The sequence below is a fragment of the Paratractidigestivibacter sp. genome, assembly GCF_963660155.1.
Taxonomy (GTDB): Bacteria; Actinomycetota; Coriobacteriia; order Coriobacteriales; family Atopobiaceae; genus Paratractidigestivibacter.
Map to the genome: position 1 here is coordinate 203,914 of NZ_CAVKWG010000017.1, position 24,251 is coordinate 228,164.

Below are 24,251 nucleotides of genomic sequence, written 5' to 3' on the forward strand. Positions count from 1 at the left end.
GGCGTCAAGTCTCGGCCCGGGAAACGGGTCCGACGCGAGAGGGGACACGCTATGCAGCTCGAGCCGTTTTGCGCCATCTGTCCCGCAGACGCCGCCGCGGCAGGACGGCTGGCAAAGCTCGACTGGCCTGGCTCCAGCAAAGCAGACGACCTGCGTCAAAGGCTGCGAGACCTCAGCTCGCAGGGAGCCCTTCGAACGTCCGATGGCCCCGCGCTTCTTGCCTACCGGGTGCGTCGTGTTGGCCACAGGGATGCCTGGGGGCTGATTGGCAGCGTCGCTGCCTGCGAGTACGCCGATGGAATGCTTGCCCATGAGCAGACCCTTGAGAAGACCGTGCGCATCCGGACGGAGTATCTTGCGGACACCGGCCTGCAAACCGGCCCCGTCCTTCTCGCCGGCGCGGATGAGGCTACGCACGATGCCATCCAGCTAGCAAAAGGTGCCGTAGGTGACGTATCGCCACTTATCGAGCTTCAAGATGCCGAGCGCTCCGACACCCTATGGGTGCTCGACGGAGCCGCGGCAACGAGCGTGCAGGCCCTCCTAGCGAAAGCCGAGGAGCCCCTGATAGCCGACGGCCACCACAGGGCCAAGGCCACCGCATCGTGCTGCAAGAGCATGCTTGTGGCGCTGTTTGCCGACAAGGACTTCTCCGTGGGCGCCTGCGAGCGAGTGGTGTCACTAGTGGTCGACCGAGACGGCCTTGCCGAGAGGATCGCCGAGGGCGGTCTTGTCACGCGAGCCTCCGACGGCGTTGCAGGCCCTCGCCTGGCACAACTGTGGGACGCAAGCCAGTGGCACTCGATTTTGCTGGGCGACGCCGACAATCTGACAAGCGACGCGCGCCTTCTTCAGGACCGCGTGCTGGAGCCGTTTCTCGACATTTCAGACCCCGCAAGAGACGAACGACTCTTCTGTCTTCCCGCCTGTAAAACGACCGCAGATGCCGCAGGTCTTGCAGGTCCGCGCGACGTCGTGTTTCGCATTGCGCCTACGGGCATCGGGCCTGTTCGCGACATGGCGTCACACGGTATCCTCATGCCACCCAAGACCACCTGGTTTGAGCCCAAACCGCTGCCCGGCATTGTCGTCAGGGACTTCAGGAGCTAAGCAGATATGAAGCCGAGCGTCCTTCATCGGGTCTGCCGTGCCCGACGGGAGTTTCTCTCGGGGCAAGTCGCACAGCGAACGAAGTGAGCGCCGAGCCCAGGGAGAGACTCCCGTCGGACTCGACGCTCGCAAGCCTTACGTTGTGACCTGAAGCCTACCCCAGCGGGTGCGGGCCGGCGGCGCGGACCTCGTCGGACATGGACTGAAGGCGCTTATCGGCGTTCTCGACGAACATGCGAGCGAGCTTCTCGGCGGTCTCGTCGTAGGCGTCCTTGTCGGCCCAGGTGCTCCTGGGGTCGAGAAGCTCGGCGGGCACATCCGGGCAGCCCGTGGGCACCTCGAGGTTGAAGCGCTCGTCGTGGACGAACTCGCAGTCGTCGATGATGCCGGACTGGGCGGCCTCGACCATCTTGCGGGTGTACTTGAGCTTGATGCGCTCGCCGGTGCCGTAGGAGCCGCCGGTCCAGCCGGTGTTGATCAGGTAGACGCGGGTGCCGCCGTGCTCGATCTTTTCGCCGAGCATCTGGCCGTAGACCATGGGGTCGAGCGGCATGAAAGGCTCGCCGAAGAGGCTCGAGAAGGTGGGCTGGGGCTCCTTGATGCCGCGCTCGGTACCGGCGACCTTAGAGGTGAAGCCGGTCATGAAGTGGTACATGGCGGCGTTCTTGTCGAGCTTGGAGATCGGGGGCAGCACGCCGAACGCGTCGGCCGTGAGGAAGATGACGACGTCGGGCGTGCGCTTGGCCTTGCCGGCGAGCACGGCGTTGTCGATGAACTCGACCGGGTAGGCCACGCGGCCGTTCTCGGTGAGCGAGGTGTCGAAGTAGTCGGCCTTGCGGCTCCACTTGTCGATGACGACGTTCTCGCAGATGGAGCCGAACTTGATGGCGTGCCAGATCTGCGGCTCGGTCTCCTCGGTGATGTTGATGGTCTTGGCGTAGCAGCCGCCCTCGATGTTGAAAACGGAGTTCTCGGCCCAGCCGTGCTCGTCGTCACCGATGAGCTTTCGGTTCTCGGCGGCCGAGAGGGTCGTCTTGCCGGTACCGGAAAGGCCGAAGAAGACCGTCGTGCCGTGCGAGGTCGGGTTCATGTTGCAGGAGCAGTGCATGGGAAGCACGTGGTCCTCGACAGGAAGAAGGTAGTTCATCGTCGAGAAGATGGCCTTCTTGATCTCGCCGGAGTACTGGGTGCCGACGACCAGGATGACCTTCTCGGTGAAGTTAAGGATGACGGCGGCCTCGGAGTGGGTGTGGTGGACCTCGGGGTCGAGCTTCAGCTTAGGCGCGGCCATGACGACGAAGTCGGCGAGGCCGTAGTTGGCGAGCTCCTCGTCGGTGGGACGCACGAGCATCTGGTGCGCGAAGAGCGCCTGGCTGGCGAGCTCGGTGATGACGCAGAACTTGCGCGAATAGCGGCGATCGGCGCCGGCGATGCCGTGTACCACAAAGAGGCGGCGCTCGGAGAAGTGAGCGATGACCTCGGCCTTGATGCGGGCGTAATCCTCCTTGGAGATGGGCACGTTGACCTCGCCCCAGGCGATCGTGTCGTGGACCTCAGGGGTGTCGACGACGAAGCGGTCCTTGGGCGAGCGGCCGGTGTACTGGCCGGTTTCGACGCACAGGGCGCCATTGGAAGCCAAGGTGCCCTCGCCGCGGTCGACGGCCTTCTCGATAAGGACCGCGGGCGAGCAGTCGATCCAGGTCATGTCGTCGGTGTGGGCAATACCGTAGTGGGCGAGCTCTTCGATGATCATAGGGACAAAGCCTCCTTTAAAACGGCCTTATGGGCCGGCTAATAAACCGTTATGCCGCTCGCCGCCCAAAGGGTACGAATCGGCACTCACAAACGCCATTTTGCCCCGAATGCGTGTTGCCTAAAGGTAAAGTTCTACAGGTGGTAACTATTTTTTCGAGAAGGGAATCTCGGATGACTTGCACGACGATTTGCGCTAAGGGCCTATCGGCCACGATCGACTCCATGGGCGCCCAGCTCATGAGCCTAAAGGTCGGCGACGCCGAGTATCTGTGGCAGGGCGACCCCGAGTTTTGGGCGCGCCGTGCCCCCGTCCTCTTCCCCATCGTCGGCTGCCTGCGCGGCGACGAGTCTGTGAGCGAGCGGGGCCCCGTGCACCTCAAGCGCCACGGCATCGCGCGCCTCTATGACCACAGGCTCGTCGACTCCGGCGAGAGCAGTGTGACCTACGAGCTCACCTCAAACAACGAGACCCGCGCCGCCTTCCCCTTCGATTTCAAGCTGAACATGACCTACTCCGTCGACGGAACGTCGCTCGCCCAGGCCTTCAAGGTGACGAACACCGGCGACGTCGACCTGCCTTTCACGCTTGGCGGCCACCCTGCTTTCAACGTGCCCGTGCCCGGCGCCGAGGGCGAGACCTTCGACGACTACAAGCTCGTCTTCCCCGAAGCCTGGACCGCCCGCATCCCCGCCATCGACGAGGCCGGCATCCATGACTTCGGCAACATGACGACGCTCTTCGAGGACCAGCGCGAGTTCGACCTCAGCCATGAGCTCATCGCTGAGCACCTGACGATCGTGCTCTGCGACGTGCCGGGCAACCGCGTGAGCCTCGTCGGCAAGAAGAGCGGCCACGGCGTCGAGCTCGAGTTCCCGGGCTTCGACTACTTCGGCGTGTGGTCGGCCAGCGAGACGGCGCCCTTCGTCGCCCTTGAACCCTGGCACGGCTGTGCCTCGGCCTACGATGAGCCCGAGGCCTTCGAGGCCAAGCGATCTACCATGGTGCTCGCCCCCGGCGAATCGACCGAGCTCGCGTTCACAGTAACGCCGTTCTAGAAAACCGCTCCTAACGCACGGATGGCCCCGGGCCTTCTCTCCCCTTAACGCTCAGCGCTCGCTATGCTCGCTCTCTGCGCGAAATCGCTTTTAAGGGAAGAGAAGGCCCGGGGCCATCCTTCGTTCTCGCCACAGAAAGAAGCCGAGAGACGCGCCCGTCCCTCAGAGCCATTTCGCGCCAGCCAGCGAGCGAAGCGAGCGCTGAGCAATGAGGGAAGGGCGCGCCTCTCGGCACCTCACGTGTGGATAAGCGCGGTTAGTTTGTGCGCGCGGCCTCGCGCCGCAAAGAAAGCGCGGCCGCTTGGTGCACGCGGGGTGATTTTGCAGAGAAAACGCGTCGAGTTGGTCCAGTTGTGGCCAAGTGAAGGCGTTTTCTTTGCAAACATACCAACTCGGGCCGTTTTCTTTGCAAGCGGGCCTCAACAGACCAACCCGGGCCGTTTTCTTCGCGTGCCGCGCAGCCGGCGACGAGGACCCGCCGCCGAAGCTACCTGCAGGCGTCTACGAACGCTTTCCATAGCGCGAAGTCGGCGTCGCAGCTATACCACGTGTACTCAGGGTGCCATTGGACTCCGAGGACGAAACGCTTGTTTGGCATCTCGATGCCCTCGGGGACACCGTCGTCGGAGCGGGCGTTCGAGATAAGCCCTCGCCCCAAGCGCTCCACGCAGCAGTGATGGGCGGAGTTCACGGCGTAGCGCTCCTCTCCCCCGCACGCCCGCTGAAGAATCGTCCCCTCCTCGATGAGGACATCGTGCGTGGCCGTCTTGATCAGGTTCGCGTGCACGTGCGGGGTGGAGCCCGGCTTCCTCGGCAGGCTGGGGACGTCCATGCATAAGGTCCCGCCGAAGGCGACGTTCAGCATCTGCGTGCCGCGGCAAATGGTGAAGAGCGGCTTGTCAGCCGCGACGCAGGCGCGAATCAAAGGCAGCTCAAAGGCATCGCGCTCGGGGCAAAACGTGCAGCCGGGGTGCTCGGACGCATCCCCCCAAAGGCGCGGCGAGACGTCCGGGCCGCCGGGCAGGCAGATGCCGTCGGCGCGGCGCACGTACTCCTCGATGAGCGTGTCGTCCTCGGGGATGTTCATCATGACAGGCAGGCCGCCTGCTTCGAAGATGGCGTCGACGTAGCACTTGGTCGTGGCCTCGTTGGGAGAGAGCTGCTCGTCGCCGTACATGCGGCCGGGCTCGAAGCGCGGCGAGACGAAGATGAGCGGACGAGTCGACGGGGACCCGCCGCGCACGGGGCAGGCGGGGTTGCAGGTATCGCAAGAAACGCAGGTCGCCATTTGGATTAGTGCCCCTTGATGGAGTTGAGGAAGTCGCGGGCGCGCTCGGTCTTGGGGTTGTCGAAGAACTCATCGGGCGTGCCCGTCTCCACGATTGCGCCGTCGGCCATGAAGATGACGCGGTCGGCGACGCGCCGTGCGAAGTTCATCTCGTGGGTGACGACGATCATCGTCATGCCGCCGCGCGCGAGGTTGACCATGACGTCGAGGACCTCGTTGATCATCTCGGGGTCAAGGGCGCTCGTGGGCTCGTCGAAGAGCATCGCCTTCGGGTTCATGGCGAGCGAGCGGGCGATGGCGACGCGCTGCTGCTGGCCACCCGAGAGCTGGGCCGGCACCTTGTTCGCCTGCTCGGCCACGCCGACGCGCGCGAGCAGGTCCATGGCGGCCTTCTCGGCCTCCTCCTTCTTCATGCCGAGGACCTGGATGGGGCCCAAGGTCACGTTCTGGAGAATGGTGAGATGCGCGAAGAGGTTGAAGCTCTGGAAAACCATGCCCAGCTCAGCACGCATGTTCGTGAGCTCTCGGCCCTCTTGGGGCATCGGTTTGCCCTCGATGAGAATCTCGCCGGAGTCGATCGTCTCGAGGCGGTTAATGGTGCGGCACATGGTCGACTTGCCGGAACCGGAGGGGCCGATGACGACCACGACCTCACCTCGGCCGATCGAGAGGTTGATGTCCTTGAGGACATGCAGGTCGCCGTAGTGCTTGTCGACGTGGCGGAGCTCGATGATGGGGGCCGCGCCCTGGGTTTCTTGGCTCATGTCTCTCCTTCGTTCTTCGAGCCCGTTAGCGGATGATCTTCGCGCCGGTGCGGCGCGAGACGTAGACGGCGGCTTTGTTGATGAGGTAGTTGATGAGGATGTAGATGACGGCCACGACGAGGAACGTGGACACCATGGCGTCGTAGTTCGTGCGCAGGACCTGGGCATTCTGCATGAGGTCGGGGTAGCTCACCACATAAGCGAGCGCCGTGTCCTTGACGACGACCACGAGCTGGCTGATGAGCGAGGGGATGACGAAGCGGATCGCCTGCGGGAGCACGATCTTGGTCTTGACCTTCCACGGCGAGAGGCCGATGGAGAGACCGGCCTCGGTCTGGCCGCGCGGCACGGCGTTGACGCCTGCTCGGAAGACCTCGGCGAGGACGCCCGAGGCGGCCAGGCTCACGGGCAGGCAGAGCATCCAGAACGCCGGCATCTTGAGCCCGAAGGACGGCACGATAAAGAAGAAGCCGTAGATGAAGAGCAGGCTCGGGACGCCGCGCAGGAAGTTGACGACGACGGCGCAGACGCCGCGGAGCACCTTGCTCGAGCTGATGCGCCCGAGCATGAGCAGCAAGCCGAGGACGATGGAGATCGCCGCAGCACAAAGCGCGACCTCGAAGGTACCCAGAAGGCCGATGCTGAGGTAGCGCCACGTCGAGTGCCAGCTGAAGAGCTCCCAATAGCGCATCGAGAGTTGGCCCGTGACCCAGAAACGGTAGACGACCCAGGCCGCGAGCGCCGCCACGGCAATAAGCGACACGACGGTGCCGACGAGCATCTTCTTGCGGGTCTTGGGGCCGGGCGCCTCGTAGAGGGCGTCGCGCATGGAAGTCTGTGCGTTCATCGGATCACCCGCACCTTCTCGTCGAGCTTATTGCCGGCGAGGCCAACGACGAGAGCCGTGGCGATGTAGCCGCAGGCCGAGAGGGCGAAGGTGACGATGCCCGCGGACTCGCGCGTGTTGATGTAGCTCACGATGCCGGTGAGCTCCTGGGGGCTCATGGGGACCTGCGAGCCCAAGGCCGTGGTCAGCATAACGGCGATGAGCAGGTTCGTCATGGGCAGGACCGTGGAGCGAAGGGCCTGCGGGATCACGATGTGGCGCAGGATTTGCGTGAACGAGAGGCCGATCGAGCGCGCGGCCTCGATCTGGCCGACGCCGATGGTGTTGATGCCCGTCATGAAGTTCTCGGAACCGAAGGCGGTGCCCAGAAGGACCGTGCAGACGACGACCGCCGGCTCGTAGTCGAGGACGACCTTAAGGTACGGCAGCGCATATACTATGATGAGGATGAGGACCGCGCCCGGGATGTTCCGGAAGATCTGGACATAGAGGTCGCCCAGGACCCGCAGCGGCTTGAACGGGCACACGCGAAGGACCGTGACCATCACCGAGAAAACCATGACCAGCACAAACGAGAACGCCGTGATGCGCCAAGTGGTGAGAAGGGCCGTGAGGTACTCCGGCCCGTATGCGGATAGAAGCTCCGCGAACCCCATGTCTACCCCCTAATCTTGGGAAAAGGGGCCTCCGGCCCGTTGCGGCGGGAGGCCCCTGCGTGACGTGCGTATTAGGCGTGCGCCTGATTACGCGCCGATTGCGGGCGGCTCGGGAGTGGTGGAGAGGCCGCAGCGGTCGGCGATGGCAATCTTGTAGAGCTTGGCCCAGGTGCCGTCCTCCTCGAACCTCTTGAGGAAGGCATTGACGAACTCGACGCCGTCGGAGCCCTTCTTGATGCCGATGCCGTAATTGTCCTCGGGACCGAAAGCGTCGCCGGCGAGGCGGTACTTGCCAGGGTTCTTCACGATGTTGCCCATGTGGAGGGTCTGGTCGACCACATAGGCGTCGACGCGGCCCTGCTCAAGGGCAGTGCGGCACTCGTCGTCCTTGGTGAACTCCTGGGCCACGGCCTCAGGCGCGTACTCAGCGAGGACGGTCGGGCCGGTGGAGCCGGACTGGACGGCGACCTTCTTGCCGGCGAGGTCGGCGAGCGAGTTGATGTCGGTGTTGCTCGCGGCGACGAGGATGCCCTGTTGCGTGGAGAAGTACGGGCCGGCGAAGTCGATGACCTCCTTGCGCTTGTCCGTGATGGAGTAGGTGGCGAAGACGGCGTCCACGGTGTCGTTCTGCAGGACCGACTCACGGGTATCGGAGGTCACCTGCGTGTACTCGTAGGCGGTCTCGGAACCGAGGATGTAGCGGATGAGCGACAGATAGATGCCCGCGTCAAAGCCGCGCGTGACGTTGTCCTGCTCGTTGAGCTGAGAGAAGAGCACGGAGGTGCGGGTGGCGCCGAGGTTGAAGGAGCCGCGCTCTTTGATGGCCTTGGCCCATGCATTGGCCTCGATGGTGGCGTCGTCGGCCTGCGCAACGGAGGCGATGAGCTTGTCGAAAGCGTCCTTGTCGATCTCGACGACGCTGGACTCCTCGGTCGTCGAGGAGCTGGAAGAGCTGCTGGAGCTGGTAGAACCGGAATCGGACGGGCCCTCGGAGCAAGCGGCGAGGCCGAGCGCTGCGAAGGCGAAGGCGCCGAGGCCGAGGGCCTGGCGACGATCGAACATGAGCTTCTTCATTGGATTTCCTCCCCTATCTCGGTGTCCCCTGAACAAATCTCTGGTCGGGACGTAACGAGCACTATACCCGACTAAAGAGTCCTTAAATCCTACCCCCTAGGTATACTTTCGGCACGTAACCGCGATGTAACAAACAAGCGGCGCCTGTCGCGGCACGGCTGCAGTTTGGGGACAGGCACCTTTTCGCACGATTGTCGCGGTTGTGAGTAGGTCGCCGAATCCTCGGGTCAATTCGCTGATACCGAGGTTCGTGTGCGAAAAGGTGTCTGCCCCCAAACCGCTGCCGGACCCCCACGAAAAAGCGCCCCGGCCGAAGAGGCCGGGGTGCGAAATTAAGGGCTTTTGAGCAGGAATTACTTGCTCAGCAGCTCGGCCACGTCGAGAGCGATCATGTACTCCTCGTTGGTGGGGACCACGAGCACCTTGATCGCGGAGTCGTCCGTGGAGATGACGCGGGGCTCGTCGGAGCGCACGGCGTTCTTGGCGGGGTCGATCTTGATGCCGAGCCAGGCAAGGCGATCCATGACGCCCTGGCGCATCACGTCGGAGTTCTCGCCGATGCCGGCGGTGAAGACCATAGTGTCGACGCCCTCCATGGAGCAGACCATCTCGGCGGTGAGCTGGGCGGTGCGGTAATAGAACATGTCGAGGGCCATCTGGCACTTCTCGTCGCCTTCAGCGGCGCCATCCTCGATGTCGCGGGAGTCGTTGGACTTGGCGGAGACGGCGAGCAGGCCGGACTGCTTGTTCATCATGGTGTCGATCTCATCGATGGAGTAGCCGCCCTCGCGCGAGAGGAAGAAGACGGTGGCCGGGTCGACGGTGCCGCAGCGGGTGCCCATGATCAGGCCGTCAAGCGGGGTGAGGCCCATGGTGGTGTCCTTGCACCGGCCGTCCTCGATGGCGCACAGGGAGGCGCCGGAGCCGAGGTGGAGGCTCACGAGCTTGTGGACGTCGTCGCCCAGGAACTGTTTGGTCGCGCGCCAGATGTAGCGGTGAGAGGTGCCGTGGGCGCCGTACTTGCGGATGTGGAGCTTATCGCAGACGTCGCGCGGCAGAGCGTAGCGCCAGGCGTACTCGGGCATGTTGTAGTGGAACGCGGTGTCCGGGACGATGACGTTGCCGAGCTCGGGGAACTTGTTGCGGCAGATCTCGACGACGTCGGCCTCGGCGTAGTTGTGCAGCGGGGCGAGCGGGGCGACCTCGCGGACCTTGGCGAGAACGTCCTCGTCGACGATGGCGGACTCGGGGAAGTACCAGCCGCCCTGGACGACGCGGTGACCGATGCCGTCGACCTTCTGGGGAACGTTCTCGAGGATCTCGAAGACGTGGTCGATGGCGGTCTTGTGGTCGGGAAGCGCGACCTCGAGCTTCTGCTTGCCGGAGCCGTTCTCCTCGTGGCCGATGAAGGAGCCCTCGATGCCGATGCGCTCGCAGTTGCCCTTGGCATAGACCTCGCGGGTGTCGACGTCTAGCAGCTGGTACTTAAGCGAAGAGCTGCCGGCATTGATGACCAGGACGTTCATGAATCTCCTCTCGCGCGGGTGCGGCCCCGCTACCTAAATTTCCGCATAGCATCGAAATAATAAACCCTTGGATTGTGTTCGCGCACAGCAAGATGTTTTCAAAACAGAATCTGCCCATCGCGAGATGTTCGCAACGGGCAGACGTGCGGGATGCGCAAAGGGCGACCCTACTCGGAGAACACGACCTCCTCGAGGATGCGGGCAGCGTTCTCGATGCACTTCGGGCAGCTGCACAGGACCTCGCCCGTGTCGATGCCCTTGAGGTCGCGGCAGCGCGTGGCGCCGCAGGCCTCCGCAAAGCGCGAGACGAGCTCTCGGGACACCTTGTACGTGGCGCCCTTGGTGGTCGGGTTCTCGAGGTCCGCGCCGGACTTAGCGAGGCCGCAGATGATGCAGGCGCCGTTGAGAGCGCCGCAGGTGCCCTCCATGCCGCCCATGCCGAGGCCGAGCCCCTCGGTCGCGGCGAAAAGCGTCTGCTTGTCGGCGCCCACGAGATCGGCGTACGCGCAGGCGATAGCTTGTGCGCAGTTGTAACCCTTGGCGTGAAGGGCGGCGCAATCGGAGATGCGGGATTCCATGTTCCTCTAAGCCTCCTTAGGCAGCAGGCCCTCGCCCAGCTTAACGCCGCCGAGGACGTGCATGTGCAGGTGCATGACGGTCTGGCCGGCATCGGCGCCGGTGTTCATGATGCTGCGGAAGCCGGTCTTGTCGACGCCGGTCTGCTCGGCGACCGCCTTGGCGGCCGCGGCCATGGAAGCGAGCGTATCGGCGGGAACGCCGTCGATGATGTTGTCGTGGTGAGCCTTCGGGACAACGAGCACGTGGACGGGGGCCTGCGGATTCAGGTCCTTGAAGGCGACGACGTTCTCGTCCTCATACAGAAAGTCGCTCGGGATCTCGCCGTTGGCGATCTTGCAAAAAATGCAGTCGGACATGGTGTTTCCTCTCCTTTGGCGGGCGGGCGCCCGAGTCATTGCTTACTCGTCGATATAAGCGGTGGCCGGGGCCGACTGGGTATCGGTCACGGGTGCGGCGTCGGTGGCATCGAGAAGGACGCGCACCTTCTGCTCGGCGTCGTTCAGGCGGGCGCGGAGGCTCTTCAGCAGCTCTACCCCCCTTCCGTAGCGCTCGAGCGACTCCTCGAGCTCGAGGTCCCCGGCCTCGAGCGAGCGAACGATCTTCTCGAGCTCGATGGAAGCCTCCTTGAAGGTCATCTCCTCGATGTTCTTATCGGCCATTTCGGCCTCCTTTCACGGGCGCGGCGAATAAACCGCGCACAGATTGTATTACCCCTCAACCCCGACGACCTGGGCACGCAGGGACCCTTTGCCCAACTGGACGCCGATGACGTCGCCCACGCCCGTGTCCGAGGCGGACTTGAGCACATGGCCCTCATCGTCGCGGGCGATGGCGTAGCCGCGGCCGAGGACCTTGAGCGGGCTCAGCGCGTCGAGCGTGGCCGCGAGCCTGGCGACGTCGGACTCGGGCTTGCGAAGAACCCTCGGGGCCGCATCGACGAGCCGCTCGGCCTCGCGCTCGCAGCCCTCGCGCAGACGCGCGAGATTTCGCGGCACGGCGGCGTGCAGGCGCTCTGCCGTCTGCTCGATCTCGCTTGCGCTCGAGCGCAGGCCAGCGGCCGGATCCGTCAGGCAAGGCCTTGTGGCATAGGCCTCGACCGCCGCGCGCTTGGACGAGAGGATGGAGGCCATCGCGTTTCCGGCAAGCCGGTCGAGCGCATCGACCGAGTCGACGGAACGCTCCAGAAGCGAGGTCATGGCATGACCGAGCCTCGCGCGCCGCTGGACCATCTGCCGCTCGACCTCGTCGATGGCAGGCGCCACGGACTCTGCGGCCGCGGTCGGCGTGGAGCAGCGGCGATCGGCCACCATGTCGGCAATAGAGGTGTCCGGCTCGTGCCCGATGCCGGTGACAACGGGCACGGGGCATGCCGCGACGGCCCGCGCGACCTGCTCGTCGTTGAAGCACATGAGGTCCTCGAAGGAGCCTCCGCCCCGCACCAGCAGCACGGCGTCGGGTGCGGTCGCGCCCGCGACCTCGAGCGCCCGCACGATGGTGGCGGGGGCTGTCGCGCCCTGCACGCTGCACCCCACGACGTCGATGGCCACGAGCGGGTTGCGGCGTTTGAGCGTGCGCTTGACGTCCTCGATGACGGAACCGGAGAGCGACGTGCACACGCAGATGCGCGAGCAGAACGCGGGGATGCGGCGCTTGCGGTCGGCGTCCATGAGGCCCTCGCGCTCGAGCTTGCGCGCGAGCTCGGCCACCTGCTGGCGAAGGACGCCCTCGCCGGCCACCTCAAGCCTGCTCGCCACGAAGGAGAACTTACCCGAGGCCTGGTAGATGTCGAATTTGCCGGTGAGCTGCACCTGCAGCCCGTCGCGCAGCTCGAAGCCCGCCTTGGCGTAGGTGCCGCGCCACACGATGACGCTCATGGCGGCGCCGTCGTCCTTGACCTCGAAGTAGCAGTGGCCGCTTCGGGCGTTGGGGCCCCGGAACCCGGAGACCTCGCCCGTGACGGTAAGCGCGGGCCAAGCGGCGACGTTGCCCTTGGCGAGCCCCACCGCCTCGGATACGCTGAGCGGCTCTTCCTTGCTCGCGGCCACGATTAGTCCCTGTTCCTTCCGCCATAGCGGCTGAGGTAATAGAGCAGCTGCAAGATGGAGATGAGGGCGGAGGCAACGTAGGTGAGCGCCGCCGCGGTGAGCACCTGCTTGGCGCCCTTCTCGTCGACGCCGGCCCCGTAGGTGCGCAGATACGCGACGGCGCGGCGGGAGGCGTCGATCTCGACGGGCAGCGTGACGAGCGAGAACACGACCGTCGCGGCAAAAAGCCAGATGGCGGCGGTGACGAGCCCGGCCACGTTCATAAAGATGCCGAGCATGAGCACAAGCCACCAGAAGTTGGAGGCCAGGCTCACCACCGGGACGAGCGACGTGCGCAGCCGATACATCGAGAAGCCCTTCGCGGCCTGAACGGCGTGGCCCGCCTCATGGCACGCCACGGCGACCGAGGCCACCGACGCCCCCGAGAAGTTCTCCTCAGAGAGGTGCAGGCAGGCGTCCTGCGGGTTGAAGTTGTCGGTCAGCTCGCCGCCGATGCGGTCGATGGCGATGTTTCCCGCGCCGCCCTCGTTGAGCATGCGCCGCGCCACCTCGGCCCCCGTGCCGGGAATAGATGCCGGGACAGCCGACCACTTCGCATAGGCATGCTTGATGTAGGCCTGCGTGGCGAGGCCGAGGACGAGCGACGCGACGACGAGGACGATGTAGAACGGGTCCATACCGTAGAACCCGTACCCGTAATATCCAATACCCACCATGAACCTCCCTGATAAACGAATCTGAGCGGCTTATACCCGTGTCCGGGCGAATCACCGAAAAGATATCCCGCGCACGGGACAACAATTAAACCGCTCACATGCAGAGCAGCTACAGGATCTCGATCCTGCCGTCCTTGATGGTGAGGCCGAGCTCACCTGCGAGCAGGCGCTCGAGCGTGCGGCCCGCGACCTCGTGGCGCCATCCGAGGAGCAGTCTCGAGCCCTCAGAACCCGCGAGAAGGTCGGCGAGGTCATCTTTGCTGGCGATGACCTGCGGCGCAAGCCCAGCGCGATCGGCCACGACGCGCAGCACGGCGTACATGAGGTCGAGCGCGCCGTCTTTGTCTGGAGACACCGAGCGGGCACGCTGCTTGATGGCCGCGGGGAAATCCCCGGGGGCGCACTTGAGGCCGCGCTCGATGGCGGCGATGACCTGGCGGCAATCACCCTCGGGCGACTTCTCGAGCCCGCGGATGCGGCGAAGGCGCGGCAGCGACGTCGGCGTGCGACGGCAGAGCTCGACGATGACCTCGTCGGAGAGCAGCCATTTGCGAGGCACATCGCGAGTGGCTGCCGTCTCCTCTCGCCACCGGCAGACTTCTCGGGCAACCGCGAGCTGGCGGCGCGTCAGTGAGGCGGCGCGCTTTAGGCGCAGGTAGGCATCGGCGGGGTCCTTCTGGTAGCGGGCGGGATCGCTCACCTCGGCCATCTCGGGAAGCACCCACGCCAAGCGGTCGCGCTCGATAAGCTCGGAAACCATGGATTCATAGATGTCCGGCAGGTAGCGGACGTCGTCCTCGGCGTAAACCAGTTGCTCGGGGTCGAGCGGCCGGCGCGACCAGTCGGTCAGCGCCTCGGCCTTGGCAAGGCTCACGCCGGTGTACGCCTCGACGAGCGCGCCGTAGCCGATCTGCTGCCTGTGCCCCAAAAAAGCGGCCGCGACCTGCGTGTCGAAGACGTTATTGCAGGTACAGCCCATGCCGTCGAAGATGACCTCGAGGTCCTGCGAGCAGGCGTGGAAGACCTTGACGACGTCTGCGTCCTCGAAGATCGACGCGAGGGGAGTGAGGTCCTCGATGAGGATGGGGTCGATGGCGGCGATGGCACCGCCGGCGTTGACCTGGATGAGGCACAAGCGCGGGAAATAGGTCTTCTCGCGCAGGAACTCGGTATCGACGGCTATGACGCGGCAGGCGCGCGCCTGCTCGCAATAAGCGTCGAGCTCGTCTTGGGTGGATATGTACAAGAGCGCTCGATTCTCGGCGGGTACGGGTAAGATTCTGGATTGGCGGCACGCGATGCCGCTTGAACCATCATACGTAAGATGTGCCGGCGCGAAAGGTGGAAGCCGTGCGTACCCTCATAGTCCATAACCCGAGGTCGGGATTCGGCTCCGATGCCATCTTCCAGTTCCAGCGAGCGCTGGTCAAGGCGGGCGACGAATGCGTATTCCGCATGCTCGCCCACGATTTCGACCCCAAAGACGCCGTCCGCGACGCCGACGGCTTCGACGTAGTCGTGGTCTCCGGAGGAGACGGCACCGTGGCGAGCGTGCTCCACGCGCTGGCGCACACGGGCGTCCCCGTATGCGCCTTCCCGTCCGGGACGGCCAACCTGTACTGCGCGAACCTCGGTAACACGATGGAGCCGCAGGCCCTCGCGCGCGCCTGCCGCGTCGGCGCGACGGCAAACCTCGACCTTGGAAGAATATCTTGGGTCGATGGCGAGGGCGCTACTGAGAAGCGCGGCTTCGCCCTCATGTCCGGCATGGGCTACGACGCCCAGCTCATGGCGGCAGCGTTGCCGAACAAGAAGGCGCTCGGAGAGGCGGCCTATTACGCGGCCGCCCTCGAGAACCCGCACCCAAAGATCTGCGACTTCAAGATAACCGTCGACGGCGATGTCCACGAGCGCCGCGGCATCATGTGCCTCGTCGCGAACAACGCCATGATCCAAAACGACATCAGCATAGTCGCGGGCTGCCGTATGGATGACGGCAAGCTGGATGTCATCGTCGTCGAGATCGAGAACGCGGCGCAGCTCGTGAGGCCTATCCTCCACGGCATTTTTGACCGCGAGGGCGCTAAGACGGGGCGCCCCCACATCGAGAGCTTCTCGGGGGCGAGCATCCGCGTCGAGGCAAGCGAGCCCATGCCCGTCGAGGTCGACGGTGAGGTCTGCGAAGGCCTCACCACCTGCTTCGAAGCGAAGGCCGACCCCGGCGCGGCCCGCTTAATCGTCGACCCGATGAGCGGCTACGGCAAGCAAGAGGCGCCTGAGCCCAAGTTCGGGGAGGTCGAGGATACCGCGTTTCCCAAATAAAGCGCAGCTCGCCGCCTACTCGAGGTCGGCCGGGAAAACGACGCCCATCTGACGGCGCGCCTCGTCCATGACGGCGAGGGTGGCCAAGGTTATGTCGCGGAAGCGCTTCTCGGCGCCAGAGCCGCCGATGGCCGCCACAAAGTCCTCGATCTCGCAGACCATGTCGTTCTCGGGCGTCGAGGACGGGACCTCGCGGCACTCGCCGGATACGGCCCTATACACCATGCCTTTGTCGATGTGGTCGTAAATCCGCAGGTTAGACGGGCAAGAGACCTCGTCGAAAACGAGGGTCGCCTGCTCACCTTGCACCTGGCACGCGATGTGGTCGTCCGAGAGCTTGCCATAGGTGAGGCTCACGCTCTTGTCGGCATAGCCGAGCGCGATGACGCCGGAGAGGTCGATCTTCGCGCAAGGGTCGCCTTCCTCCGAGTCGGGGACCTCGCCTGTGCACCCCACAGCCGCCACGCGCTCGGGCGCGCCGAAGAGGGCCACTGCCGGCGCCACGCAGTAGATGCCGATATCCATGAGGGCGCCCGCGGCCATCCTCGGGTCGAAGATGTTCACGCGCTCGCCCGCGCGGAACTTGGCGATGCGCGAGGTCACCTTTGAGAAGCAGAAATCGGCGAGACGAACCTGGCCGAGCTCCGTCATCGCCCGCTCCACCGCGCAGAACCCCGGTGTGTGCAGATTGCGCATGGCCTCCATGGCGACGACGCAGCGCTTCTCAGCTGCGCCGAACACGCCTCTGGCCTCGGCCTCATTCGATGCGAAGGCCTTCTCGACGAGCACATGCTTGCTGCCTTCGACCATGGCCATTGCCTGCACGGCATGAAGCGAGTTCGGCGAGGCGATGTAGACCGCGTCCACCGCGTCGCTCGCGGCGAGCTCATTGAGGTCATCGAAGAAGACCTCGGCCCCGCGAGGCTCCCCGAACGCCTTTGCTTTCTCGGCGCTGCGCGAATAACAACCCACGAGCTCCGCACCCTCGACCTGCACCAATGCGTCGCAGAATCGCTCACAGATGCCGCTCGTGCCGATGGTCGCGAACCTGACCTTCCCCATGGCCCCTCCTAATCAGTTGATTTGCGAGTGCCGGCGTATCCCCGTCGCAGCCCCGCCGTCTTTCCCTGATAATACAAGAGACAACACACTAGGAGGCCCCATGTACTCATTCGAGAGCCGCGTCCGCTACAGCGAATGCGACGAGAACGGACGGCTCGGCGTCGTTCCCATGATCAACTACCTTCAGGACTGCTCGACGTTTCACTGTGAGGACCGCGGCGAGGGCATCCGCGAGCTCGGCCGCAAGGGCTTCGGCTGGATCCTCGCCGCCTGGCAGATCGAGGTGAGGCGCCTGCCCGAATACGGCGAGAACATCGCCATCTCGACCTGGTGCTACGAGATGAAGCGCCTGCACGCCTTGCGCAATTTTAAGATAACCGATGAAAACGGCGAGGCGCTCGTCCGCGCTGACTCGCAGTGGTTCATCTACGAACTGAATGAGAACAAGGTCGCCCGCATCCCCGAGACGCAGGATTTTTATCTCGAGGACACCCCGCGCCTCGATATGCCCAAGCTCGCCCGCAAGCTCAAGTGCGGGGGCAAGGGCACAGCGTGCTCCCCCACCCTCGTGAGCGCCCAGCACCTCGATACGAACCAGCACGTGAACAACGCCCAGTACGTCCTCATGGCTATCGACGCTCTCTCCGAGCTCGGGATCGAGGCACCCCTTGCCCGCCTGAGCGTGCAATACCGAAGCATGGCGCGCCTCGGCGACACCGTAGCCCCCGTCGTATACGCCTGCGAGGGCGGCCACGACGTCTCGCTCAACGACCCCGACGGCAACGCCTACGCCGTCGTCCGACTCCAGGAAAGGTAGACGAATGAACACCATCCGTGTGGCTTGCGCCATCATCCAAAACAATAACAAGGAGGTACTCGCCGCCAAGCGCGCCGACGTGAGCGACGGTCCCGCGTGGGAGTTCCCCGGCGGCAAGGTCGAGGACGGCGAGTCTGCCGAGGACGCCCTTCGCCGAGAGATCGACGAGGAGCTGGGCTGCAAGCTGCAGCTCGTCCTCCCCTTCGACGCGGTCGAGCACGACTATCCCGACTTCCACCTCTCGATGGAGGCCTTCGTCTGCACGCTGGCGCCAAGCGTCACACCCGAGCCGCGCGAGCACTCAGAGCTCAAATGGGTCAATAAAGACCAGCTCACGTGCGTGGATTGGTTGCCCGCCGACCATGAGCTCGCGCTTAAGCTCGGCATGTTCTGGGACATGTTCTTTGCAGAGGAGCACCTCTAATGAGCAAAGCCGACCAGATCTTCTGCGCCATGTGCGAGGACATCATCCAGAACGGCACCACGACCGAAGGCCAGAAGGTCCGCCCCAAATGGGAGGACGGGACCCCCGCCTACACCATCAAGCAGTTCGGCGTCTGCAACCGCTACGACCTTCGCGAGGAGTTCCCCGCGCTCACGCTGCGCCGCACCGCCCTCAAGAGCTGCATGGACGAGGTCCTGTGGATCTACCAGAAGAAGTCTAACAACATCCATGACCTCAAGAGCCACATCTGGGACGAGTGGGCAGACGAGTCCGGTTCCATCGGCAAGGCCTATGGCTACCAGATCGGCGTGAAGTCTCATTACCCCCAGGGTGACTTCGACCAGATGGACAAGGTGCTCTACGACCTGCGCGAGACGCCCTATTCCCGCCGCATCATGACGAACACCTACGTGTTCAGCGACCTCAGCGAGATGAACCTCTACCCGTGCGCCTACTCGGTGACCTACAACGTGACCCGGCGCGCAGGCGACGACAGGCCCACGCTCAACATGCTGCTCAACCAGCGCAGCCAGGACATCCTCGCCGCCAACAACTGGAACGTCTGCCAGTACGCGATACTGCTCATGATGATCGCGCAGTCCGTGGGCATGATTGCCGGCGAGCTCGTGCACATGATCGCTGACGCCCACATCTACGACCGCCATGTCGATGTGATCCGCGAGCTTATCGGCCGCCCGCAGTACGACGCGCCGAAGGTCAGCCTCAACCCCAAGGTCGATGACTTCTACGCCTTCACGACCGAAGACTTGATCGTAGAGGGTTATACCTTCGGTCAGCAGGTCAAGAACATCCCTATTGCCGTTTAACGCCACAGACGCAAAGGAGGCTCCATGAGCGCAAATAAACCGCAGGTAACTCCCCTGCCCAACCTCAAGGCCATCGTCGCCGTTTGCGATAACTGGGGCATCGGGCTCAAGGGCGACATGCTGGTGAAGAATCCCGTCGACATGAAGTCGTTCGTCGCCCATACCACAGGTCACACCGTGCTCATGGGCCGAAAGACCCTCGAGAGCTTCCCTGGCTCCAAGCCCCTTAAGGACCGCCGCAACGTTGTCGTCTCGCACGACGAGTCGTACAACCCCGAGGGCGTCGAGATGGCGCGCAGCATCGAGGAGGCGCTCGAGCTCGTGAAAGGCGACGACGAGGTCTGGGTCATCGGCGGCGGGCAGGTCTATGAGGCGCTGGTCCCGCTTTGCAGCGAAGCTTATGTGACCAAGAACCACTGCAAGCGCAAGGCCGACACGTTCTTCCCCGACTTGGACGAGGACGACTCGTGGTTCACGCGCCAGTGTGAGCATGGCGGACAAACAGAGAACGGCATCAACTTCGATTTCATTACGTACGCGCGGCTGCTTTAGCGCATCTACGTGAGGGTGGAGAGAATCCCCCCAACTGGCCTGCTCGGCTCAACGCTCGCTTCGTTCGCTCGCTGCGCGAAATCGCCGAGAAGGCCAGTTGGGGGATTCTCTCTGTCGCGTCGAAGGTTCAAGCTGTGAGAAATCGAAGTTGCTGCACTGGGCAGGGATATTCAAATAGAGTGCCCTCGGGTAGTGGCCACTACCCGAGGGCCCATCGTACAAACAGTTGACTAGCTCAAGGCGGAGGCGAGGCCTTCGAGGACGTTGGAGCCGCCGTAGAGGGCGTTGTAGAAGGCGACATTGCCGGTTTTGTCGAAGGTCCAGTCACCGTTATCGTTCTTAGAGAGGGTGAGTGTCACCTCAGTCGTCACGGTGTCGTCGGACTGGAGGTGGGCATAGAGCAGATCGAAGAGGTGCGCGAGGAGGGCCTTGTGGCCGTTCTCGGCATAGGCGCTTGCGGCCTCGTCTGAGTTGGCGTATGAGGCGTAATCGGAGGAGGCGTTCTTGGCTGCAGAGGCCAGACTCACGTTGGTAATCTTAGCCGGGACCGTGGCGGACATGCCGTCGTCGGAGACCGACGCGTCACCGAGTTCGTAACTGAAGCGGGCGAAGCAGAGCTCGTGGAGCTTGTTCATGTCCACTCCATAGGCGGTAAGGACCGAGGCGGTCTCGGAGTCGCCGTAGTCTGGGTCGGTGACCTCGCCCTTCTTGTCGTCTTCAGTCGCATGCGCGTACGACTCGAGTGCCGGGCGTAGGGCTTCTTTCACCTTGTCGGACTCGGACTTACAGCCGGCTAGGCTGAATACCAACACAAACGCAGCGAGGATGCAGCAGAGTGTATATAGGTGGCGCTTCATACTCAATACTCCAAACATACGAAAGGAGGGCCGGACAGTTGTTGCCCGGCCCTCCCTATAGTAAAGCTAAATGAAGCTCTTACTCGTAGTCGTTCGTCGCCTCGACGAAGCTCTTGAGCATCTCCTCGGAGTCCTTGCGGCCACGGGCCAGCTCGGCAGCGGCGACGACGGGCACCCAGTACATAATCTTTTGCTTGGGCATGTCGGCCTTCTCGGAGTAAAGGTCGAGATAAGCCTCAGCCAGCTCGGCATGGTACATCTTGAAGAGGATGTAGGTCATCGCAGCGTCGGCCTCAGGCAGGCCGCGGGTAACGTGCGCCCAGTCGCACACGTAGGCACAACCGTCCTCACCGAGGATGACGTTGGACGGGTTGAAGTCGCCGTGGCAGATGTACTTGTGGCCACGCATGCGCTCGGCGCGCATCTCGAGCTCGTAACGGGAGCTGGGGTCGATGTCCTTGACCTTGGCAATCATGGTCTTGAACTTAGCGCGCTGACTGGTGAGAAGTGCGGGTGCCTGAGTGTTCTGGACCTGGACCTGCAGGTCGACGAACTTGGCCAGAATCTCGGCCTTCTTGTCTCCCTCGGCCTCGTCCATGAGCTTGCGGACGGTGGTGCCGGGGACGAACTCGGTGGCGAGAGCCCAGCCGCCGTCGGCAGTTGGGGAAACCTCGAGGACCTTCGGGGCGGCGACGCCGGCCTCGGCGATGCGGGCGAGGTTCAGAGCCTCGTTGAGAACGTCGGAAGCGGGCTTGGCGGCCTTGAAGGACTTGACGACGCGGTCGCCGTCCTGGTAAACGACCTTCTCGGCGCGCTCGACGAGAATGGTCTTGTTGTCGGAGATAACCATGTGGAACTGCCTCCTTATATGGGCAACGTTTGGAACCGATTTTAGGAATGCAGCGCGAGGAAGCCAGGACGAAGGCGGCAATCGGCCGCCTTCGTCCATTGAGCGGTCTTAATCCTCGTAGGTGGAAGCCTCGCGGCCGTAGTATGCGTCGAGATAGAGCTCGCGGATCTCGGAAATCAGCGGGTAGCGCGGGTTGGCGCCGGTGCACTGGTCGTTGAAGGCGTTCTCGGACATTTCATCGAGGGTCTCGAGGAAGTAGTTCTCGTCGACACCGAACTCGGCGATGGTCTTCTTGACGCCCACGCCCTCCTTGAGCTCCTCGATCTTCTGGCAGAACTTGTCGAAGACCTCCTGGTCGGTCTTGCCAGTGACGCCGCAGAAGCGGGCTGCCTCGGCGTAACGGGCCAGCGTCTTGGGGTGGTCGTACTGCGGGAAGGTGCCCATCTTGGCCGGGCGCTCAGCGGAGTTGTAGCGCATGACGCGGGTAAGGATGACGGCGTTGGCCCAGCCGTGCGGGATGTGGTGGTAAGCGCCGAGCTTGTGGGCCATGGAGTGGTTGACGCCCAGGAACGCGTTGGCGAAGGCGATGCCGGCCATGCAGGAGGCGTTGGCCATGTGGTCGCGGGCCTCGACGTCGTTGGGGTTGTCGTAGGCGCGCTGGAGGTAGGTGAAGACGAGCTTCATAGCGCGAAGGGCGAGGCCGTCGGTGTAGTCGGAGGCCATGACTGAGACGTAAGCCTCGAGGGCGTGGGTGAGCACGTCGATACCGGAGGCAGAGGTCAGGCCCTTGGGCTGGGTCATCATGTTGTCGGTGTCGACGATGGCCATGTTGGGCATGAGCTCGTAGTCGGCCAGCGGCCACTTGGTGCCGGTCTCCGCATCGGTGATGATGGAGAACGGGGTGACCTCGGAGCCGGTACCAGAGGAGGTCGGGATGGCGACGAAGAAGCACTTCTCGCCGCTCTTGGGGTACTTGTAGACGCGCTTGCGGATGTCCATGAAGTTCATGGCCATGTCCTCGAACTTCTCCTCCGGGTGCTCGAACATGGTCCACATGATCTTGCCGGCATCCATAGCAGAGCCGCCGCCGATGGCGATGATGCAGTCGGGGTCGAAGGCGCGAACCTGCTCGAGGCCCTTCAGGCAGTCCTGCAGCTTCGGGTCGGGCGAGATGCTCCAGAACGAGGTGTAAGTGATGCCCTGTTCGTCAAGGGAGGCCTCGATCTTCTTGGTGAAGCCGGAGGTGTAGAGGAAGGAGTCGGTAACGATGAACGCGCGCTTCTTGCCGTAGACCTCGGAGAGCTCCTGCAGGGCCACGGGCATGCAGCCCTTCTTGAAGAAGATCTTCTCGGGGGTACGGAACCAAAGCATGTTCTCACGCCTCTCCGCGACGGACTTGTAGTTGAGGAGGTGCTGCGGGCCGACGTTGCCCGAGACGGAGTTGCCGCCCCAGGAGCCGCAGCCAAGGGTGAGGGACGGCGCCATCTTGAAGTTGTAGAGGTCGCCGATGCCGCCCTGCGAGGACGGGGTGTTGATGAGCACGCGGCAGGTCTTCATGGCCTCGTAGTGCTTCTGGATCTTCTCGGTCTCGTTGACATTGACGTAGAGCGAGGAGGTGTGGCCGTAGCCGCCGTCGGCGACCAGGCGCTCGGCTTTGGAGATGGCCTCGTCGAAGGTCTTGGCCTTGTACATGCCGAGGACCGGGGAGAGCTTCTCGTGGGCCATGGCCTCGGAGGGCTCGACGGAGGTGGCCTCGCCGATCAGGACCTTGGTGGACTTGGGGACCTCGACGCCGGCAATCTGGGCGATCTTGTAGGCGCTCTGGCCGACGATCTTGGCGTTGACGGAGCCGTTGATGATGACGGTCTCGCGGACCTTATCGAGCTCGGCGCCCTTGAGGAAGTAGCATCCGCGGGCCATAAACTCGGCCTTGACCTCGTCGTAGATGTCGGCGAGGACGGTCACGGACTGCTCGGAGGCGCAGATCATGCCGTTGTCGAAGGTCTTGGAGTGGATGATCGAGTTGACGGCGAGCTTGACGTCGGCCGTGGAGTCGATGATGACCGGGGTGTTGCCGGGGCCGACGCCCAGGGCAGGGGTGCCGGATGAGTACGCGGCGTTGACCATACCCGGGCCACCGGTGGCCAGGATGATGTCGGCGTCGTGCATAAGGGTGGCGGTCATGTCGAGGGTCGGCACGGCGATCCAGTCGATGAGGCCCTTGGGGGCGCCGGCGGCCTCGGCGGCGTCGCGCACGATGCGGGCGGCCTCGGCGGTGCAGGCCTTGGCGCGGGGGTGCGGCGAGATGAGGATGGCGTTGCGGGTCTTTAGGGCCAGCAGGCACTTGAAGATGGCGGTGGAGGTGGGGTTGGTGGTCGGGATGACGGCGGCCACGATGCCCATGGGCTCGGCGACCTTCTTGTAGCCGAAGGCCTTGTCGTCCTCGATGACGCCGCAGGTCTTCATGTCCTTGTACTTGTTGTAGATGTACTCGGACGCGTAGTGGTTCTTGATGACCTTGTCCTCGACGATGCCCATGCCCGTCTCCTCGACGGCCATCTTGGCCAGCGGGATACGCTGCTTGTTGGCGGCCATAGCGGCCTCGTAGAAGATCTTGTCCACCTGCTCCTGGGTGAACTTGGCGTACTCGGCCTGCGCTTCGCGCATAGACTTCATGCGCTCCTGCAGCGCCTCGACGCTGTCGATGACGGTTACGGTCTTCTTTGCCATGCTTCCTCCAATTCCTCAGGCCGGCGCCGGTCGGCGTCGGTCCAACAGAAGACGAGCGAACAGTGCGACTGGCTCCTTTTGCCCGATACACACCAAATCAAGTATATCTAGGTACCGTTCGCGGGCGATTAGGAACCCTTCGCCAATTACAAGTTTGAGACAGTTGCACAAAACAGTCCAGTGAAATGCGGTTCTTTTGGAGTGAAACCAATTGCTCTAAGGCCCTGATAAGGGGCTGAAAACAATTGAAGCGCTTCGATTGCCGCGAGGAATAGGACAGAGGGACAGTTCTTTCCCTATATGCGGACAGAGGGGGCAGTCCAGTCTGTCCGCAAAGGGACTGCCCCTTCGTCTTATTCCGGCGGGGCGCAGG

24 protein-coding genes are annotated in these 24,251 nt (G+C 63.7%); 7 read left to right on the top strand and 17 right to left on the bottom strand.

All coding sequences use genetic code 11. The features are described from left to right. Window positions 1-51: 51 nt before the first annotated feature. Complete coding sequence (locus U5709_RS03270) at window positions 52-1,110, top strand: DUF1015 family protein (RefSeq protein WP_321972773.1); 1,059 nt, start codon at window positions 52-54, stop codon at window positions 1,108-1,110. Between the two features lie 154 nt (window positions 1,111-1,264). Here the strand turns inward: U5709_RS03270 and pckA are convergent, their stop codons facing one another. After that, window positions 1,265-2,863 carry a phosphoenolpyruvate carboxykinase (ATP) gene (gene pckA / locus U5709_RS03275; RefSeq protein ID WP_321972774.1) on the bottom strand — a complete coding sequence of 533 codons (1,599 nt, stop codon included), beginning with the start codon at window positions 2,861-2,863 and terminating at the stop codon, window positions 1,265-1,267. 173 nt (window positions 2,864-3,036) lie between these two features. Here pckA and U5709_RS03280 point away from each other — a divergent pair, with 173 nt between their 5' ends. Beyond that, window positions 3,037-3,921, top strand: coding sequence for an aldose 1-epimerase family protein (locus U5709_RS03280; RefSeq protein ID WP_321970745.1), 885 nt, complete (start codon window positions 3,037-3,039; stop codon window positions 3,919-3,921). Between the two features lie 487 nt (window positions 3,922-4,408). On the opposite strand, the gene U5709_RS03285 is transcribed toward U5709_RS03280, so the two are convergent. From U5709_RS03285 to rnd, 12 genes are all read right to left on the bottom strand, one after another. Then, window positions 4,409-5,209: a gamma-glutamyl-gamma-aminobutyrate hydrolase family protein gene (locus U5709_RS03285; RefSeq protein ID WP_321972775.1), complete on the bottom strand. Its 801-nt coding sequence runs from the start codon at window positions 5,207-5,209 to the stop codon at window positions 4,409-4,411. A 5-nt stretch (window positions 5,210-5,214) separates the two neighbouring features. Next, window positions 5,215-5,973, bottom strand: a complete 759-nt coding sequence (locus U5709_RS03290) for an amino acid ABC transporter ATP-binding protein (protein WP_321970747.1) — start codon at window positions 5,971-5,973, stop codon at window positions 5,215-5,217. Between the two features lie 25 nt (window positions 5,974-5,998). Further along, window positions 5,999-6,820, bottom strand: coding sequence for an amino acid ABC transporter permease (locus tag U5709_RS03295; protein ID WP_321970748.1), 822 nt, complete (start codon window positions 6,818-6,820; stop codon window positions 5,999-6,001). Beyond that, window positions 6,817-7,476, bottom strand: coding sequence for an ABC transporter permease subunit (locus tag U5709_RS03300; RefSeq protein ID WP_321972776.1), 660 nt, complete (start codon window positions 7,474-7,476; stop codon window positions 6,817-6,819). The genes U5709_RS03295 and U5709_RS03300 overlap by 4 nt, the downstream gene beginning before the upstream one ends. Window positions 7,477-7,563: 87 nt before the next feature. After that, window positions 7,564-8,550, bottom strand: a complete 987-nt coding sequence (locus U5709_RS03305; RefSeq protein ID WP_321970750.1) for a glutamate ABC transporter substrate-binding protein — start codon at window positions 8,548-8,550, stop codon at window positions 7,564-7,566. A gap of 353 nt (window positions 8,551-8,903) precedes the next feature. Continuing rightward, on the bottom strand, window positions 8,904-10,076 hold the full coding sequence (locus U5709_RS03310) for an acetate kinase (protein ID WP_321970751.1): 1,173 nt from the start codon (window positions 10,074-10,076) through the stop codon (window positions 8,904-8,906). 167 nt (window positions 10,077-10,243) lie between these two features. Next, the gene (locus U5709_RS03315; RefSeq protein ID WP_321970752.1) at window positions 10,244-10,654 is read right to left on the bottom strand and encodes a C-GCAxxG-C-C family protein; all 411 of its coding nucleotides are present in this window, start codon (window positions 10,652-10,654) and stop codon (window positions 10,244-10,246) included. 6 nt (window positions 10,655-10,660) lie between these two features. Next, window positions 10,661-11,011 (bottom strand): histidine triad nucleotide-binding protein, encoded by a 351-nt coding sequence (locus U5709_RS03320; protein WP_321972777.1) that lies wholly within the window; start codon window positions 11,009-11,011, stop codon window positions 10,661-10,663. A 42-nt stretch (window positions 11,012-11,053) separates the two neighbouring features. Then, a complete protein-coding gene (xseB, locus tag U5709_RS03325) occupies window positions 11,054-11,314 on the bottom strand; it encodes an exodeoxyribonuclease VII small subunit (RefSeq protein ID WP_321970754.1) in 261 nt (86 codons plus the stop codon). Between the two features lie 48 nt (window positions 11,315-11,362). Further along, on the bottom strand, window positions 11,363-12,700 hold the full coding sequence (gene xseA / locus U5709_RS03330; protein WP_321972778.1) for an exodeoxyribonuclease VII large subunit: 1,338 nt from the start codon (window positions 12,698-12,700) through the stop codon (window positions 11,363-11,365). Window positions 12,701-12,702: 2 nt separating this feature from the next. Then, window positions 12,703-13,416 carry a zinc metallopeptidase gene (locus U5709_RS03335; protein WP_321970756.1) on the bottom strand — a complete coding sequence of 238 codons (714 nt, stop codon included), beginning with the start codon at window positions 13,414-13,416 and terminating at the stop codon, window positions 12,703-12,705. Window positions 13,417-13,525: 109 nt separating this feature from the next. Continuing rightward, a complete protein-coding gene (rnd, locus tag U5709_RS03340; RefSeq protein WP_321972779.1) occupies window positions 13,526-14,662 on the bottom strand; it encodes a ribonuclease D in 1,137 nt (378 codons plus the stop codon). Between the two features lie 104 nt (window positions 14,663-14,766). On the opposite strand from rnd, the gene U5709_RS03345 reads away from it, so the two are divergent. Next, complete coding sequence (locus tag U5709_RS03345; protein WP_321970758.1) at window positions 14,767-15,738, top strand: diacylglycerol/lipid kinase family protein; 972 nt, start codon at window positions 14,767-14,769, stop codon at window positions 15,736-15,738. Between the two features lie 15 nt (window positions 15,739-15,753). On the opposite strand, the gene U5709_RS03350 is transcribed toward U5709_RS03345, so the two are convergent. After that, window positions 15,754-16,800, bottom strand: a complete 1,047-nt coding sequence (locus U5709_RS03350; RefSeq protein WP_321970759.1) for a Gfo/Idh/MocA family oxidoreductase — start codon at window positions 16,798-16,800, stop codon at window positions 15,754-15,756. Between the two features lie 100 nt (window positions 16,801-16,900). Here U5709_RS03350 and U5709_RS03355 point away from each other — a divergent pair, with 100 nt between their 5' ends. Genes U5709_RS03355 through U5709_RS03370 form a run of 4 tightly spaced genes read left to right on the top strand, consistent with a single transcriptional unit; the run spans window position 16,901 to window position 19,441 of the window. After that, the gene (locus U5709_RS03355; protein WP_321972780.1) at window positions 16,901-17,617 is read left to right on the top strand and encodes an acyl-[acyl-carrier-protein] thioesterase; all 717 of its coding nucleotides are present in this window, start codon (window positions 16,901-16,903) and stop codon (window positions 17,615-17,617) included. Between the two features lie 4 nt (window positions 17,618-17,621). Next, entirely contained in the window at window positions 17,622-18,041 is a 420-nt protein-coding gene (locus U5709_RS03360) for a (deoxy)nucleoside triphosphate pyrophosphohydrolase (RefSeq protein ID WP_321970761.1), read from the top strand. Then, entirely contained in the window at window positions 18,041-18,889 is an 849-nt protein-coding gene (gene thyA, locus U5709_RS03365; RefSeq protein WP_321970762.1) for a thymidylate synthase, read from the top strand. Before U5709_RS03360 ends, thyA begins: the two co-directional genes overlap by 1 nt. A gap of 24 nt (window positions 18,890-18,913) precedes the next feature. Further along, window positions 18,914-19,441, top strand: a complete 528-nt coding sequence (locus U5709_RS03370) for a dihydrofolate reductase (protein WP_321970763.1) — start codon at window positions 18,914-18,916, stop codon at window positions 19,439-19,441. Window positions 19,442-19,671: 230 nt separating this feature from the next. Here U5709_RS03370 and U5709_RS03375 read toward each other — a convergent pair whose 3' ends face one another. The 3 genes from U5709_RS03375 to adhE all read right to left on the bottom strand — a co-directional run bounded on the left by U5709_RS03375 (window position 19,672) and on the right by adhE (window position 23,878). Next, a complete protein-coding gene (locus tag U5709_RS03375) occupies window positions 19,672-20,298 on the bottom strand; it encodes a hypothetical protein (RefSeq protein ID WP_321970764.1) in 627 nt (208 codons plus the stop codon). A gap of 79 nt (window positions 20,299-20,377) precedes the next feature. After that, window positions 20,378-21,148, bottom strand: coding sequence for an aminoglycoside phosphotransferase family protein (locus tag U5709_RS03380; protein WP_321970765.1), 771 nt, complete (start codon window positions 21,146-21,148; stop codon window positions 20,378-20,380). Between the two features lie 108 nt (window positions 21,149-21,256). Beyond that, entirely contained in the window at window positions 21,257-23,878 is a 2,622-nt protein-coding gene (adhE, locus tag U5709_RS03385) for a bifunctional acetaldehyde-CoA/alcohol dehydrogenase (protein WP_321972781.1), read from the bottom strand. Between the last annotated feature and the right edge of the window lie 373 nt (window positions 23,879-24,251).